Source organism: Pseudomonas sp. SB113, assembly GCF_040754745.1.
Taxonomy (GTDB): Bacteria; Pseudomonadota; Gammaproteobacteria; order Pseudomonadales; family Pseudomonadaceae; genus Aquipseudomonas; species Aquipseudomonas grimontii.
Window position 1 is genome coordinate 84014 of sequence record NZ_JBFMHW010000013.1, and the last position, 13735, is coordinate 97748.

Annotated in this window: 12 protein-coding genes; 4 read left to right on the plus strand and 8 right to left on the minus strand. The window is 60.0% G+C overall.

What is annotated here, in order from left to right; translation table 11 throughout:
* Positions 1-76: 76 nt before the first annotated feature.
* The 4 genes from AB1462_RS18225 to AB1462_RS18240 are packed head-to-tail and all read right to left on the minus strand — an operon-like array spanning position 77 to position 6188.
* Positions 77-1270, minus strand: coding sequence for a hybrid sensor histidine kinase/response regulator (locus AB1462_RS18225; protein ID WP_259194776.1), 1194 nt, complete (start codon positions 1268-1270; stop codon positions 77-79).
* Positions 1264-1863, minus strand: a complete 600-nt coding sequence (locus tag AB1462_RS18230; RefSeq protein WP_090404050.1) for a chemotaxis protein CheB — start codon at positions 1861-1863, stop codon at positions 1264-1266. The genes AB1462_RS18225 and AB1462_RS18230 overlap by 7 nt, the downstream gene beginning before the upstream one ends.
* Positions 1860-2690, minus strand: coding sequence for a protein-glutamate O-methyltransferase CheR (locus AB1462_RS18235; protein WP_259194777.1), 831 nt, complete (start codon positions 2688-2690; stop codon positions 1860-1862). Before AB1462_RS18235 ends, AB1462_RS18230 begins: the two co-directional genes overlap by 4 nt.
* On the minus strand, positions 2691-6188 hold the full coding sequence (locus tag AB1462_RS18240) for a response regulator (RefSeq protein ID WP_315336069.1): 3498 nt from the start codon (positions 6186-6188) through the stop codon (positions 2691-2693).
* A gap of 295 nt (positions 6189-6483) precedes the next feature.
* Between AB1462_RS18240 and AB1462_RS18245 the strand changes: the two genes are divergently transcribed.
* The 4 genes from AB1462_RS18245 (at position 6484) to AB1462_RS18260 (ending at position 11186) form a co-directional block, all read left to right on the plus strand.
* Complete coding sequence (locus tag AB1462_RS18245; RefSeq protein ID WP_259194779.1) at positions 6484-6849, plus strand: response regulator; 366 nt, start codon at positions 6484-6486, stop codon at positions 6847-6849.
* A gap of 277 nt (positions 6850-7126) precedes the next feature.
* Positions 7127-8527 (plus strand): DUF1254 domain-containing protein, encoded by a 1401-nt coding sequence (locus tag AB1462_RS18250; RefSeq protein WP_259194780.1) that lies wholly within the window; start codon positions 7127-7129, stop codon positions 8525-8527.
* A 131-nt stretch (positions 8528-8658) separates the two neighbouring features.
* Positions 8659-10206 (plus strand): J domain-containing protein, encoded by a 1548-nt coding sequence (locus AB1462_RS18255; protein WP_367247544.1) that lies wholly within the window; start codon positions 8659-8661, stop codon positions 10204-10206.
* A complete protein-coding gene (locus AB1462_RS18260) occupies positions 10203-11186 on the plus strand; it encodes a DUF3829 domain-containing protein (protein ID WP_367247545.1) in 984 nt (327 codons plus the stop codon). Before AB1462_RS18255 ends, AB1462_RS18260 begins: the two co-directional genes overlap by 4 nt.
* 3 nt (positions 11187-11189) lie before the next feature.
* Here the strand turns inward: AB1462_RS18260 and AB1462_RS18265 are convergent, their stop codons facing one another.
* From AB1462_RS18265 to idi, 4 genes are all read right to left on the minus strand, one after another.
* Positions 11190-11861, minus strand: coding sequence for a DUF3313 domain-containing protein (locus AB1462_RS18265; RefSeq protein ID WP_367247546.1), 672 nt, complete (start codon positions 11859-11861; stop codon positions 11190-11192).
* 133 nt (positions 11862-11994) lie between these two features.
* Complete coding sequence (locus AB1462_RS18270) at positions 11995-12489, minus strand: hypothetical protein (RefSeq protein WP_146371514.1); 495 nt, start codon at positions 12487-12489, stop codon at positions 11995-11997.
* A 171-nt stretch (positions 12490-12660) separates the two neighbouring features.
* On the minus strand, positions 12661-13002 hold the full coding sequence (locus tag AB1462_RS18275) for a hypothetical protein (protein ID WP_090404034.1): 342 nt from the start codon (positions 13000-13002) through the stop codon (positions 12661-12663).
* A gap of 103 nt (positions 13003-13105) precedes the next feature.
* Positions 13106-13684: an isopentenyl-diphosphate Delta-isomerase gene (gene idi / locus AB1462_RS18280; protein ID WP_367247547.1), complete on the minus strand. Its 579-nt coding sequence runs from the start codon at positions 13682-13684 to the stop codon at positions 13106-13108.
* Positions 13685-13735 lie beyond the last annotated feature (51 nt).

Below are 13735 nucleotides of genomic sequence, written 5' to 3' on the forward strand. Positions count from 1 at the left end.
GAAGCCTTTGTCCGGTCAATTGCTGCAATTACGACCATGGGGTCACGCAGAGGTTGCGTCGGGGTGACGATTGATTTCATGCCGGCTGCTCCAGGGGCAGGCACACCCGAAACAACGCGCCCTCGCCTATCTGGCTCTCGACCTCGATGGTGCCGCCATGGGCTGCAATGATCTGTTCTGAAATAAACAGACCGAGGCCCAGACCCGCTGATACCTGGCTGGCGGACACGCGCTCGAACTGCTGAAAAATACGCTTCTGGTTCTCGACACTGATGCCGATCCCATGGTCGCGCACCTCAATCCGGGCCTCGCTATGTTCGCTGTACACGCGCACTTCCACCGGGCTTTTAGCCCCATAGCGCAAGGCGTTGGTCAGCAGGTTCGTGACCACCTGCTCGATACGGAACTCATCCCAGTTGCCCTCCACGGGCGCCTCGGCAACCAGTTGCATCGTCGATTCGGCGGCGGCAACCTGCGGTGCGAAATTCTCCACCAGGTTGCGCACCAGTTGCGTCAGGTCAAAGCGCCCCGGGCGTATCGACAGCTTGCCGGTGCGGATGCGCGATACGTCGAGCATGTCTTCGATCAGGCGGATCAGGCTCTTGATCTGCCGCTCATCGCGGTCGACCATGGCGTGCATCTTGTCCAGGGTGAACGCGGCGGCGTTATCGCGGGCCAAGTGCATCTTGCGCAGCTGGGTTTCCAGGATCAGGCCGTTGAGCGGCGTGCGCACTTCATGGGCAACGATCGACATGAAGTCATCACGCATGCGCACCGCCTGCTCCAGTTCGGCCTGGGTGGCCTGCAGGCGGGCGAGCAACAGTTCCTGCTCGCGACGGCTGCGCTCCAGTGCCTCCACCTGCTGCTTCATCGCCTTGCTCTGGCGGTACAGGTCGACGAACACATTGACCTTGCTCTTGACCGCGTGGATGTCCAGCGGTTTGTGCAGGAAGTCCACGGCGCCGCTTTCGTAGCCCTTGAAGGCGTAATTGAGTTCACGGCCGGCGGCACTGACGAACACAATCGGGATGTTCTTGGTTTTTTCGGTGCCGCGCATCAGTTCGGCCAGCTCGAACCCGTTCATGCCGGGCATCTGCACGTCGAGAATCGCCATGGCGAACTCGTGCTCCAGCAACAGGGACAAGGCCTCGTCGGCGCTCAGTGCCTTGAAAACCTGGCGATCCTCGCGCTTGATCAGTGCCTCGAGGGCCAGCAGGTTTTCCGGCAGATCGTCGACGATCAGCAGTTTGGCCTGGACAGTACTTAACATGGGGAGGATTCCAGGGAAGCCAGCAATGCGGCAATGCGGCTCAAGGTCAGAATATGGTCAGGTGCGTGCAGAGCCAGGGCCGCGCGCGGCATCACGGCAATCCGTGCTTCGCTGGGGTCCTGTACCACCGTGGTGCCACCCGATTGCTTGATATGGGCCAGCCCGTGGGCGCCGTCGTGGTTGGCGCCCGTGAGCAAAATGGCCAGCAGGCCCTTGCCATAGGCATCGGCGGCCGAGGCGAACAGGTAATCAATAGCCGGCCGGGAATGGTGTACCCGGTCTTCCTGGCTCAGGGACAGGCTGCGGTCATGCTCTACCGACAGGTGATAGCCGGGACCGGCGAAATACAACGTGCCCGCCTGGATCACTTCCTTGTCCTGCCCTTCCCGTACCGGAATCGGCAGGCGTCGCGCAAAGACTTCCGCCAGTTGGCTACGGCGCTCATCCGGCAGGTGCAATACGGCAATGATCGGCAGGGCGAAGGTGTCGGGCAGCTCGCTGAAAATACTCAGCAACGCCTCGACGCCGCCGGCGGAGGCGCCGACGACGATGGCTTCAATCCCGCGAATCGGGTTGGCTGCGACGTCGCTCATGATTTTCGGTAGATCCGTTCCTGCTTGACCAAGGGTTCGAATTGCTTGCTGTAACCAGAAAATTCCAGGGTTTCCTTGCTGCCCAGCACCAGGAAGCCGCGATGGCACAGCGACTCATGAAACAATCCAAACGCTCGATCCTGCAATTTTTTATTGAAATAAATCAGTACGTTGCGACATGAAATTAATTGAGTTTCTGAGAATACACTGTCGGTCGCCAGGCTATGGTCGGCGAACGTCACATTCTCACGCAGGGATTTGTCGAAGATCGCGTAATCGTAAGCCGCTGTGTAGTAGTCGGCAAATGACCGTTGCCCGCCGGCCTGCTGATAATTGGCGGTGTAGGCTCGCACGTTCTCCAGGGAAAAGATGCCTTGCTTGGCTTTATCCAGGGAGGCGGGGTTGATGTCGGTGGCATAGATGATCGTGCGCTCCAGCAAGCCTTCTTCACGCAGCAGGATGGCCATGGAGTACACCTCCTCCCCCGTGCTGCAGCCGGCAATCCAGATCTTGATCGACGGGTAGGTCTTGAGCAGCGGCACCACTTCCTGGCGGATGGCCAGGAAGTGCGACGGGTCGCGAAACATCTCGCTCACCGGGATCGTCAGAAATTGCAGCAACTGCATGAACGCTGCCGGATCGTGCAGCACCCGCTCCTGCAACGCCGAAATGGTGGCGCAGTCGAACTGGCGCAAGGCGTGGGCCACGCGACGTTTGACCGACGCACCGGAGTAGTCGCGAAAGTCGTAGCTGTACTTGAGGTAAATCGCCTCGATCAACAGGCGCAGCTCAATATCGCTGCTTTTCTCCAAAAAACGGTGCTCCACTTAAATGCGTTCCATCTTGGGTAGCCATACGCGAATCAGCGAGAACAGGCGATCCAGGTCGATCGGCTTGGCCAGGTAATCATTGGAGCCTGCTGCGAGGCAGCGCTCCTGATCGTCCTTCATGGCCTTGGCCGTCACCGCAATGATCGGCAGCTTTTTCCAGCGCGGGTCCTGGCGGATCAAGGCGGTGGCCTCGTAACCGTCCATCTCCGGCATCATCACGTCCATCAGCACCAGGTCGATGTCGTCGACTTCATTGAGTCTCTCGATGGCTTCGCGGCCGTTACGCCCGATGACCACCACGGCGCCTTTGTGCTCCAGGGCGCTGGTCAGGGCGAAGATGTTACGCACATCGTCGTCCACCAGCAGGATCTTGCGCCCCTCGAAGACCTTGTCGCGGCTGCGGGCGGTCTTGAGCATCTTCTGGCGGTCATGGGACAGCTGGGATTCGACTTTGTGCAGAAAGAGTGTGACTTCGTCGAGCAGACGCTCCGGCGAGCGGGCGCCCTTGATGATGATCGAGCGCGAATACTTGCGCAGTTCGGCCTCTTCATCGCGGGTCAGGTTGCGGCCGGTGTAGACGATCACCGGCGGGAACGAGCAGATATCCTCGGTAGCCATGCGCTTGAGCAACTCATTGCCCAGCATGTCCGGCAGCTTGAGGTCGATGATCATGCAGTCATAGATGTTGGTACGCAGCAGGTCCAGGGCGGCCTGGGCATAACCGACATCGGTGATTTCGATGTCATCGTCGCCGATCAGGCGGGCAATGCTGTCGCGCTGCAGGTCATCGTCTTCCACCAGCAATACGCGCTTGACCTTCTGGGTCAGCTTGGCTTCCAGGCGTGCAAACACGTCCTTGAGCTCTTCGCGGGTGGTCGGTTTTACCGCATAGCCGATGGCGCCCATGTGCATGGCGGCCTCGACGCGGTCTTCCACGGAAATCACATGCACCGGGATGTGGCGCGTGTTGGCGTGTTCCTTGAGGCGTTGCAGCACAGTGAGCCCGGAATGGTCCGGCAGGCGCATGTCCAGCAGGATCGCATCGGGAATGAACTCCTCGGCCAGGCTGTAGCCCTCGTCCGCACCGTGGGCCACCAGGCACTGATAACCCAGCTCATGGGCGAGGTCGAAGAGGATGCGCGCAAAGTTCGGCTCATCCTCCACCACCAGGATGCAGCGGGTGGCGAACGGCGCCTTGTCGCGGTCGTCGGCAAAGCGCGGGATCTGCTTGGCGTCGGCTACCGGCAGCGGTGAGATCGCGATGGGCTTGGGTGCGGGGGCGGCAACGACCTGGCGCGGTTGCTCGATCGGCGGCGCGTCTTCCTCGCGTTCGACATATTGCTCCGGCAGCACCAAGGTAAAGGTGCTGCCTTTGCCGGGTTCGCTGGTCACGCTGATATAGCCGCCGAGCAACGCGGCCAGGTCACGGGAAATCGACAAGCCCAGGCCGGTGCCGCCGTAACGGCGGTTGGTGGTGCCATCGGCCTGGCGGAAGGCTTCGAAGATGCTTTCCTGCTGGTCCGGGGCAATACCGATGCCCGAATCGCGCACGGTAAAGGCAATGCCCTCCCCTGGCGCGCGGGATACCGACAGGCTGACTTCGCCGTGTTCGGTGAACTTGATCGCGTTGGACAGCAGGTTCTTGAGAATCTGCTCCAGGCGCTGGCGGTCGGTAAACAGCATGATCGGCGCACCTTCCTGCACCTGCACCTGGAACCCCAGCTTGCGGTCGGCGGCCAGCGGTTCGAACATCCCGCGCAGGCCGTCCACCAGGCGCGTCACACTGGAGTTTTCCGGGCGCACTTCCAACTTGCCGGCTTCTACCTTGGAAATATCCAGGATGTCGTTGATCAGGTTGAGCAGGTCGTTGCCCGCCGAATAGATCGACTCGGCAAACTTGACCTGTTCGGCGCTGAGGTTTTCCTGGGGGTTTTCCGCCAGCAACTTGGCCAGGATCAACGAACTGTTCAGCGGCGTGCGCAGTTCGTGGGACATGTTGGCGAGGAATTCGGATTTGTACTTGCTGGAGCGCTGCAATTCATCCGCGCGGTCTTCCAGCTCGAGCTGGGCCTGGTTGAGCTCGACGTTCTTGCGGTCCATGGCATCGCGTTGCTCGGCCAGGGTCTGGGTCTGTTCGGCCAGTTGCTCGTTGGTCTGCTCCAGCTCGGCCTGTTGGGTTTCCAGGTGGGCCTGGGACTCCTTGAGGATGCGTGACTGTTCCTCGAGTTCTTCGTTGGCGGTCTTGAGTTCTTCCTGCTGCACTTGCAGCTCTTCGTTGAGCTGCTGGGTCTCGGCCAGCACTTCCTGCAAGCGCTGGCGATAGCGCGCGGCTTCGATGGAGGTGCCGATATTCCCGGCGATCAACTCCAGCAGCTCGATGTCACGCTCTTCCAGCGGCCGCAGAAAGCCCAGCTCGATCACACCGTTGACACGGTCGTCATCGCTGGTCGGCACCACCAGCACGCTACGGGTCAAGCCTTCGCCCAGGCCGGAGCTGACCTTGAAGTAGTCCACCGGCACGTCATCCAGGCGAATCAGCCGGTCCAGTTGGGCTGCCTGACCGACGATCCCTTCGTCGCTGTAGATCGCCTGTTCGAGCTGTTCCTGTTCGCGGGAGAAGCCATACGTCGCGACGCGCTTGAGACCGCCGTGCTCTTCACGCACATACAGCGCCGCCACTGCCGAGCCCATGTACTGGGCAAAAAATTGCAGGATATTGCGCCCGAGCATATTGAGGGTCAGCTGCCCCAGTACCTGTTCGGCCAGCTCGGTCTGGCCATTGCGTAGCCAGGCCTGCTGTTCCAGGCGCAGTGCGATCTTCTGTTGTGACGCGATGTTTTCGCTGTAACTGTCTGATAAAGCTAGTAAGTTCCTGCGGCCGATGTACGCCAGGAAGCCACTCAGCCCGAGCACGAATGCTAGATACAGGGTGACACTGATGACCGTGGTGCGGGTCACTTCTTGATTGCGCGTGATGCGGAACTGCTGCTCCATCGCCACCGCTTCCTCATATTCCTTGCGGATCTCATCGGTCAGGCGCTTGCCACGGCCGGCCTTGACCGCGCTGCGGTAGTCTCCACTCTCGCGCTGCATATCAATCATCGACTGGGCGTATTTGTTCCACTCCAGTTGCAACGCTTCCAGGCGCTTGAGGCGATCCACCTGCTGCGGGTTATCCGCCACCAGGTCCTGCAAATTGCGCAAGTCGGCAATGATTCGCGGCTTGGCCACTTCGTACGGGTCGAGGAAGTGCTCGTCACCGGTGATCAGGAAACCGCGCATGCCGGTTTCCAGGTCGACCGTCAGCTTTGACGTCTCGTTGAGGTTGTTGATGACCCGATCGGTGTGCTCCACCCACTGGATCACCGACAGCAAATAGGTGATCAGACAAACGAAAAATACCGCGCTGAGCACGCCCACACTCAGGGGCAATGCCACGTTTCGGCTCAGCAGTGTACGAAAGCTCTGTTCATCGACGGACGACGCGGGAGTCATGGGCATGCCTTGGCCAAATACGGAAAAACCGGGAGTTTGCCCCAAAGTTGCAGTTGAACGCTATTTTTCTGCCAGCTCAGCGTGTAATTGACACGTCGAGCGAGAGGAGGCTGAGGGTAGTACGTTGTTTCCAGCCCAGAACAAACCCATGGTCACCTTGGAAAGAGACAATGCTGTGCGGTGTCGGCACAATGCGCATTCCAAGGGAACTTGGCTTGATCAAGGAGACTCACTACTGCGGTGTCCTTTTGAATTTTTTATTACCTGCTCCCCCCTCTTCTCAGGAATTCCCATTATGCCCGCGTCAGCCTCCACCATCCTTGTAGTCGAAGACGACGCCATCGTGCGCATGCTGATCGTCGATGTACTCGAAGAGCTGGAGTTCAGTGTGCTTGAGGCGGCCGACGCTAAAGCGGCGCTCGCGGTCGTTGAAAACTCCGCTCAGGTGATCGACCTGATGATGACCGACGTGGGCCTGCCGGACATGGACGGCAAGCAACTGGCAACCCGCGTGCGTGAACTACGCCCGGCTCTGCCCATCCTGTTTGCCAGCGGCTATGCCGAAAGTATCGACGTCCCTGCCGGCATGCAGGTGATTGCCAAACCGTTCTCGATCGACCAGTTGCGCGATAAAGTCAAATTGATGCTGCCTGCCGCCTGACCCCTCTTTTGCGCATCGCCGCCCAGCACGGGCGGCTATTCCCCCCCTCTTTACCCACCTGTGAAACGCCCGTACTCGCGCCCTTCTTCGTTTGGATGCCTGGCGCGCCTGCATTTAGCTGCTCGCTTGAGCCGCAGTGGACCGTGGCGTGCAAAGACGACGGCTGGCCGCAGTTCACGTTATTCGCAGGGATTAACGTGACGTTCGGGAAATAAAACAGGAAACTCGTCGCCTTTATTCCCCGTCAGTCAAACGAACTTTGGAAGGACGCAACAACATGATTGGAAAACCGACGCGCCTGCTGTTGGCGAGCCTCTCGATACTCATGAGTTCCGGCGCCTGGGCCGATTTCACCGCTACCCCCAGCGAAGCGCGGGCCATTGCCAAGGAAGCCTACCTGTATGGCTACCCGGTGGTGGAGATGTACAAGACGCTCTACACCCAGGCCGTTGATAAGGGCGGCGCCAACTTCAAGGCGCCGTTCAACCATATCGGCAATACCGCCCAGGTGCTCACCCCCAAGGACACCGCGTTCGTGACGCCGAACCTGGACACGCCCTACTCGTTTGTCTGGATGGACCTGCGCAGCGAGCCGCTGGTGCTGACGCTGCCCAAGATCGAAGACGACCGTTACTACTCGGTGCAATTGATCGACCTCTACACGCAGAACATCGCCTACCTGGGCACCCGCAGCACCGGCAACAACGGCGGTCACTACATGATTGCCGGCCCGGACTGGAAAGGTCAGCAGCCGGTGAACGTCGACCGCGTGGTCTACAGCGAAAGCAACATCGCCTACGCCCTCTACCGCACGCAGTTGTTCGACGAGAAGGACCTGAACAAGGTCAAGCAGATCCAGAACGGCTACAAAGTCCAGTCCCTGAGCAACTACGTGAAGCAAGCTGCGCCGGCCAAAGCGCCAAAGGTCGCATGGCCCAAGCCCATGGCGACCATGACCGAAGGCCCGCAGCTGTTTCGCTACCTGAACTTCATGCTGGCCTTCGCCGCGCCCCAGGACAGCGAGAAAGACCTGCTGGCGCGTTTCGCCAAGATCGGTATCGCCCCAGGCGCGCCCTTCAAGGTCAAGGAGTTGACCGCTGAGCAGCGCAAGGCCCTGGAAGACGGCATCTCCGATGCGCGCGCCGAGTTTGCCGCATTCAAAAAGGACAAGGTCGACACGCACCAGGTCGCCAGTGGCGATTTGTATGGCAGCCGCGACCACTTGAACAATAACTACCTGTACCGCTACGCCGGTGCGGACATGGGGCTTTTCGGTAACTCCGGCGATGAAGTCGCTTACCTGAGCTACGTCCTCGACAGCGAGGGCAAGCCTGCCAACGGCGCCCGCCACAGCTACACCGTGCATTTCGCCAAGGACCAGTTGCCACCGGCCGATGCGTTCTGGTCGCTGACCATGTACGACGCCAAGACCAAGCAACTGGTGCCCAACCACAAGAAACGTTACGTGATCAACTCGCACATGCTGTCCGGCCTCAAGCGGGACGCCGATGGCGGCCTGACCCTGGCCCTGCAGCACCACGAACCGCCGAAAGCCGAGCAGAGCAACTGGCTGCCGGCTCCACCCGGTCCGTTCTACGCCATCCTGCGGATTTACCTGCCCAAGCCTGAGGTGGGTAACGGCCAGTGGAAACTGCCGCCATTGACGCCGCTTAAGTAACACCGCGTGCCCGGTCGCCGCAGGGTCAGGCCGGGCCAGCCCTACCATGGGCTCTAACCCTTACTGGCGCTGGTTAATCAACCGGTAAAACAGGTAATGTGCGCGCGATTGTCTACGGAGTTGCACTGCACATGACTTGCTGGAATGTCCTTGGCCTGGCGCCGGATGCCGATAGCCGCACGATCAAGCGCCAATACGCCGCCCTGCTGAAGAAAACCCGGCCGGATGATGACCCCGAGGGTTTCCAGCGCCTGCGCGAGGCCTATGAGGCTGCGCTGGCGTGGAGCCAACGGCTGCAGGCAGTCGACGAAGTCGTCATCGAAGCCCAGGGCGACACCCTTGCCGACCATTATCAGGCGGCAATGGCCGATGGCAATGCGCTGCCTTTTGAAATCCACCTGTTGCTGCGCGACATCGAAGGGCATCTGAACCCCGAAGAAACTCGCTGGGCCTTTGAAACCTTCAACTGGCTGACGGCCTGGCAGCGCCTGGAACTGCCCGGCGAGCTGATCGAAAAGCTCGAGCGCAAGCACCGCAGCGCGTTGCAGCAACCCTTGCGCCAGGCGCTTGAGCAAAAGGACGAGGCCGCCTTCCTGGCTGCCTATGCCGCGCGCTCCGAGCATCCCTGGGTGAACAATCATCCGCATGCCGAGTGGTTCAACCAATGGCTGGCGCGCTTGTTGGCGCAGAGTCATTACTGGTCGAGCGCGGTGTTCGACGCAGTGTGCGCCGGCCAAAACTGGCATGGCGGCAGCGGTCATGACTGCCCGGCGGAGGATTGGGCTCGGCTATTGCATCGCCAGCAAGGCCCGGTCTTCATGGCACGCCAACGGGCACTGGCCGCCGAAGCGCCCAACAGCCCGCAACAACGGGCTGCCCGGCTGCTACTGGCACCGATGAGCCTGGGTCAGCGCCGTGCCTTCGCCCAACGCTTCGATGAACATGACTGGAAAGCCTGCCAGGCACTCAGTGCAGATATCTACACCGAGCACGCGGCCGAAGCCGAAACGATGCCCGGCGGTATCGTGTATTTCTGGCAAGGGTGGGACACGGCCATGGATACCTGGCCCTGGATTGTCGCGCTGGTATTGAGCTGCCTGGTAGGCGTGTTGGTGAATGCCGAGCCCCTGGCCGGCAACGTGCTGCCGACCTTGGGCTACGGCCTGCTGTGGTCGTTGGGTGCCGTGATCGGCGCCGGATTGGCTTGGCAGGTCTGGCGCCCGCTGGCTCATCAGTACCGCGTGCTCGATGAACGGCTCAGTGAGCGCCTGCCGCGCTGGTTTAGCCCTACTCACCTGCCGTTGTTGCCGATACGGGACCTGCTGCCAGGGCTGGTCCTTGCCGCAGCGCTGGGTTACGCGTTCGGCCCGTTTGCCAGCCTGGCGCTGGTCGCGACCCTGGCGGTTATCGGCGTGATCAAGCGGCCCTTCATGAACAGCCACACCCCCTGGACCGCCCGCCACCCACGCTGGACGGCCCTGGGCATGGTGCTGCTGGGCATCAGTGGGATTGTGCTGTACGCCGGCTTGACGGTGCTCGACAACCAGCAACACGTAACCCGTAACCAGGGCCTGCAACAGTGGACCGAACGCCTGTGCAGCCGCATGCCTCGCTCCGCCCCCGACTGCCAGGCGCCCGCCACCCAGGCACAGTGGTATGGTCAGGAGGCCGCGCAATGAATCCGAAATGGTTGTTACCCGTCAGCCTGGTATTGGGCCTGGGATTGCTCGGTGTGGCCGGGGCCACCAAACCGCTGCAACGTGTGCAATTATGGCTGGACCAACGGGACAGCCCTTCCACCGCAATGGCCAGCGCGTTGGCGCCGATCATTGATTGCGTGAACCGAATTGATCGCGATACGCGCCTGGCGTACTACCGTATGCGTTCGACACAGCCCGAAGCCCCCACCCAGGATAAGTTTGGCGACCGTAACGAGCCCGAGCCGCGCATTATACAGGCGGCGGTCTGTTCGCAGCTGTACACCCTCAAACTGGAGCGTCAGCAGCCCGGAAGCCACCTCGGCACTCTCGCCATGGTGTATGCCGACAAGCTGAATAAATTCACCTCCCTGGCGGACATGGTTGATCCGATACAAACCGAAGGTATGCCGTCGAACATGCGTCAATGGGTGGCGCAAGCCATGAACAAGCGGATGGTCGGGGAATTGGCCAACCGGGGCGAAGAGTACCTGAGCGCGTCCGCTGCGTTACGCACCCAATTGGAAAACGAAGACATCCATCTGCGCCCGGTACAACTGGCGCGACTCGAATCGCGCTTCGGCCGGGACCTGCATTGGCACCTGCTCAACCATATGATCGCGGCCCGTCAGGCGATGAACCAGATTGACCAGGGTGTACGCGACGCCAGCCTGACGCCCCAACAACTGCTCAGCTTGACTGAGACACTGCAACAGGCCAGCGATGCCAGCAAGGACTTCCTGGTTAAAATGCCGCGCAGCAAACGGGAGGAGGAAGCCACTCACCTCTGGTACGCCACCCGCTCGTCAGCCGACGCGTACCTCCAGGCGTTGCGTACCCTGCATCGGGACTGGAGGGAACACGCCTCGCCGCAGCAACTGAGTGATGACTACTACCTCATCACCCGTCGCTATGACGCCCTGCTCAGCTACTACAACAAACCCGCCAGGAATGCGTTCTAGTCCCTAGTGTTTTTTCAGCTTCACATACGACTGATGCAAGTCCGACGCCCAGCCATCGATCACGCCTTTCACGTCATCGGCCTTCATCACCTGCGAGTCGTTGGCCAGCGGCTTGCCGGTGCCCTTGCGCACCACTTGGGCGAGCACCTTGCCGTCGGCACCATCGAGGAACTGCGCCTCGGTGCCGAGGGTGGTTTCCTGGTCGCGGATGCCGGTGCCGGTACTCACCGCCGCCGCCACCAGGGCCACAGGCACGAATTCATAGGGCTTGAGGCCCTCAGTCTTGCTGCTGACGGCGGTGATCGCCGCACGCACCACGATCACACCGGGGCCGGGGCCGTTGGCCAGGGGCACTGATTTGCCCAGCTCACGCTTGAGCGCCTGGTTGAAGTAAGTGCTGATGCCATTGAGGGTGCTGTCGGGGATTTTCGCGGTGGCCTGGGGCTTGGGGTAGAACTGCGTCGGTTCGATGTACACCGCGGTGTAGCGGCTCAGGTCGAGTTTGGGGTCGACCCAGCGCATCACCTCGGCCCCCGAAGGCGACTTGGCTTCCTTGAGCTGGCTGTAGTCGGAAAGGAAGCCTGAGTACTCGTCCGGTTGGGTGACCTTGCTGGCGCAGCCAGCCATTGCGATTGAAGCCACGCACAGCGTACTGATCATTAGCCTTAGTTTCATCATTGAACTCCTTGGCGATCATCATCGAAACATGGAGCTGTAGGTATAGCCAATCCTGGGCAAAAAATACTTATTTCCACCCAGTGTTTGACACACCTACGGCCCGCATCGACGCTGTACGAAGCGGTAGCCCTCAGCCGCGTTCGCGCGGAATCAGGCTCTGCAACTGCGTGGCCAGGAAGTTGGCGTCGAAGCCAAAGGTGTCCGGGTCCTTGAGGCCATTGGTTTTCTTCCACAGCCAGTCGTTTTTGTCGGCCGGCAGTACCAGCGACACGCTGCCGTGACGGGCAGCGGTCAAGCCCATCACCGACACTGAGATTGAACCGCCCACGCCCATGACCTCGGGCACGAACTCCACGGTTTTTCCGGTGATCTGCACCAGCAGCTTTTCGGTCTTGAAGGTCGACGTCTCCACCGGCACGCTCGGCCCGCTGGCGATATAGGCTTCACGGTGCACCTCCAGCAAGCCGACGGTCTTGACCGGCTCCAGCCATTGCTCTATCTGCCCGAACAACTCGCCAAGCTTTTGCGCCCAACGGGCCGACTGCACATCGAACTGCTGCTTCTTGTGCGCTTCGCTATCGGCGTAATGACGAAGCATCTCGCCCAGTTGCTGTACATCGTCCATTGCGGATCTCCTTGGGTGAGCCAGGTTGCAAAGCGCGATCATGGCAGATGCGCCCGCTCGGCGTATGACTAAACACCGGCCTGAGGCATGGGTCGTCGTTTACAGCTGGATGAACTCCAACCCGGGCGACCCGGCCTCAACGTGAATGCAATGGAGGGTGCAGTTAACGGGCTAGCCCTGGGCTGCGCTTTCACGGGCGGGGTAATACGCCACGGCTGAACGATGAACCGCGCGCCTGCTAACGTAGGCGCCGTAGTCGATGTGCAATTCCTTCGTCTTGGGAAGTTGGCTCTTATCAACCACGAGTTCCATGGGTTGCTTCAAGCTGCCTTCTTCCAGGCTCAGGTAGACGGCAATGCCATGCCCCAGGTGCGTGCGAAAGAAGAACACCACTTCCTGTCCCTTTTCTAGCCCAGGAATCGCCGGCGCGGTGACTATGAGCTCTTTCTCGGTATCGGTAATCAGCGCAGCAGGCAGTCCATCGAAGCTAATAATCTTGTATACATTTGGCATGTGGCAATCCTCATCATGTTAAGGGACCAAGCCTTCAAGGCGCAGGCCTGGCCTCTATTAACAAGGCCAAATTACTTGCCGTCTACTGTCAGAAGTAACAGGTTTATACGTGTCCTGACGGTGTCGTATTCTCCTCCGGGCAGATCTGCAATGTCGGCGTATCGAACGAAGGGTGTTCCGATAAAAGACGATGCCACTCCATTCGAAACCAGGGCGTGAATTGCCCTTGTGACGCTGAAAGTCGAGCTGATATTTCGGCTCGCGTCCACCACTTGATCTCGCTGACTTCTTCAGTTGCCGGGCAGACCACAGCGTCAGATTGCGCAACCAATACATGACATAACTCATGTTCCGCACCGATCGAACCAAAGTGGGCATGGTACTCAAAACTATATAAAAACCGGCTGGAGGCAGAGATGCCTAATTCTTCACGCAGACGACGAGACGCAGCATCCAGAATAGTCTCTCCCGGTGCCGGATGACTGCAGCACGCATTCGACCAAAAACCTGGCCAAAGCATTTTACCTGCGGCACGACGTTGAAGCAGATGACGCCCTTCACTGTCGATCAGATGCACTGAAAATGCGCGATGCAGCTTTCCCTCTCCCAAGTGTGCGATGCGTTTGTCACACACTCCGATCTGTACATCATTGGCATCAACTAACACTACATCATTGGTCATTCTGTATTCCCTTCGGTGCAATTACGCGCGCCCTCCCCCGCACACTGTTTT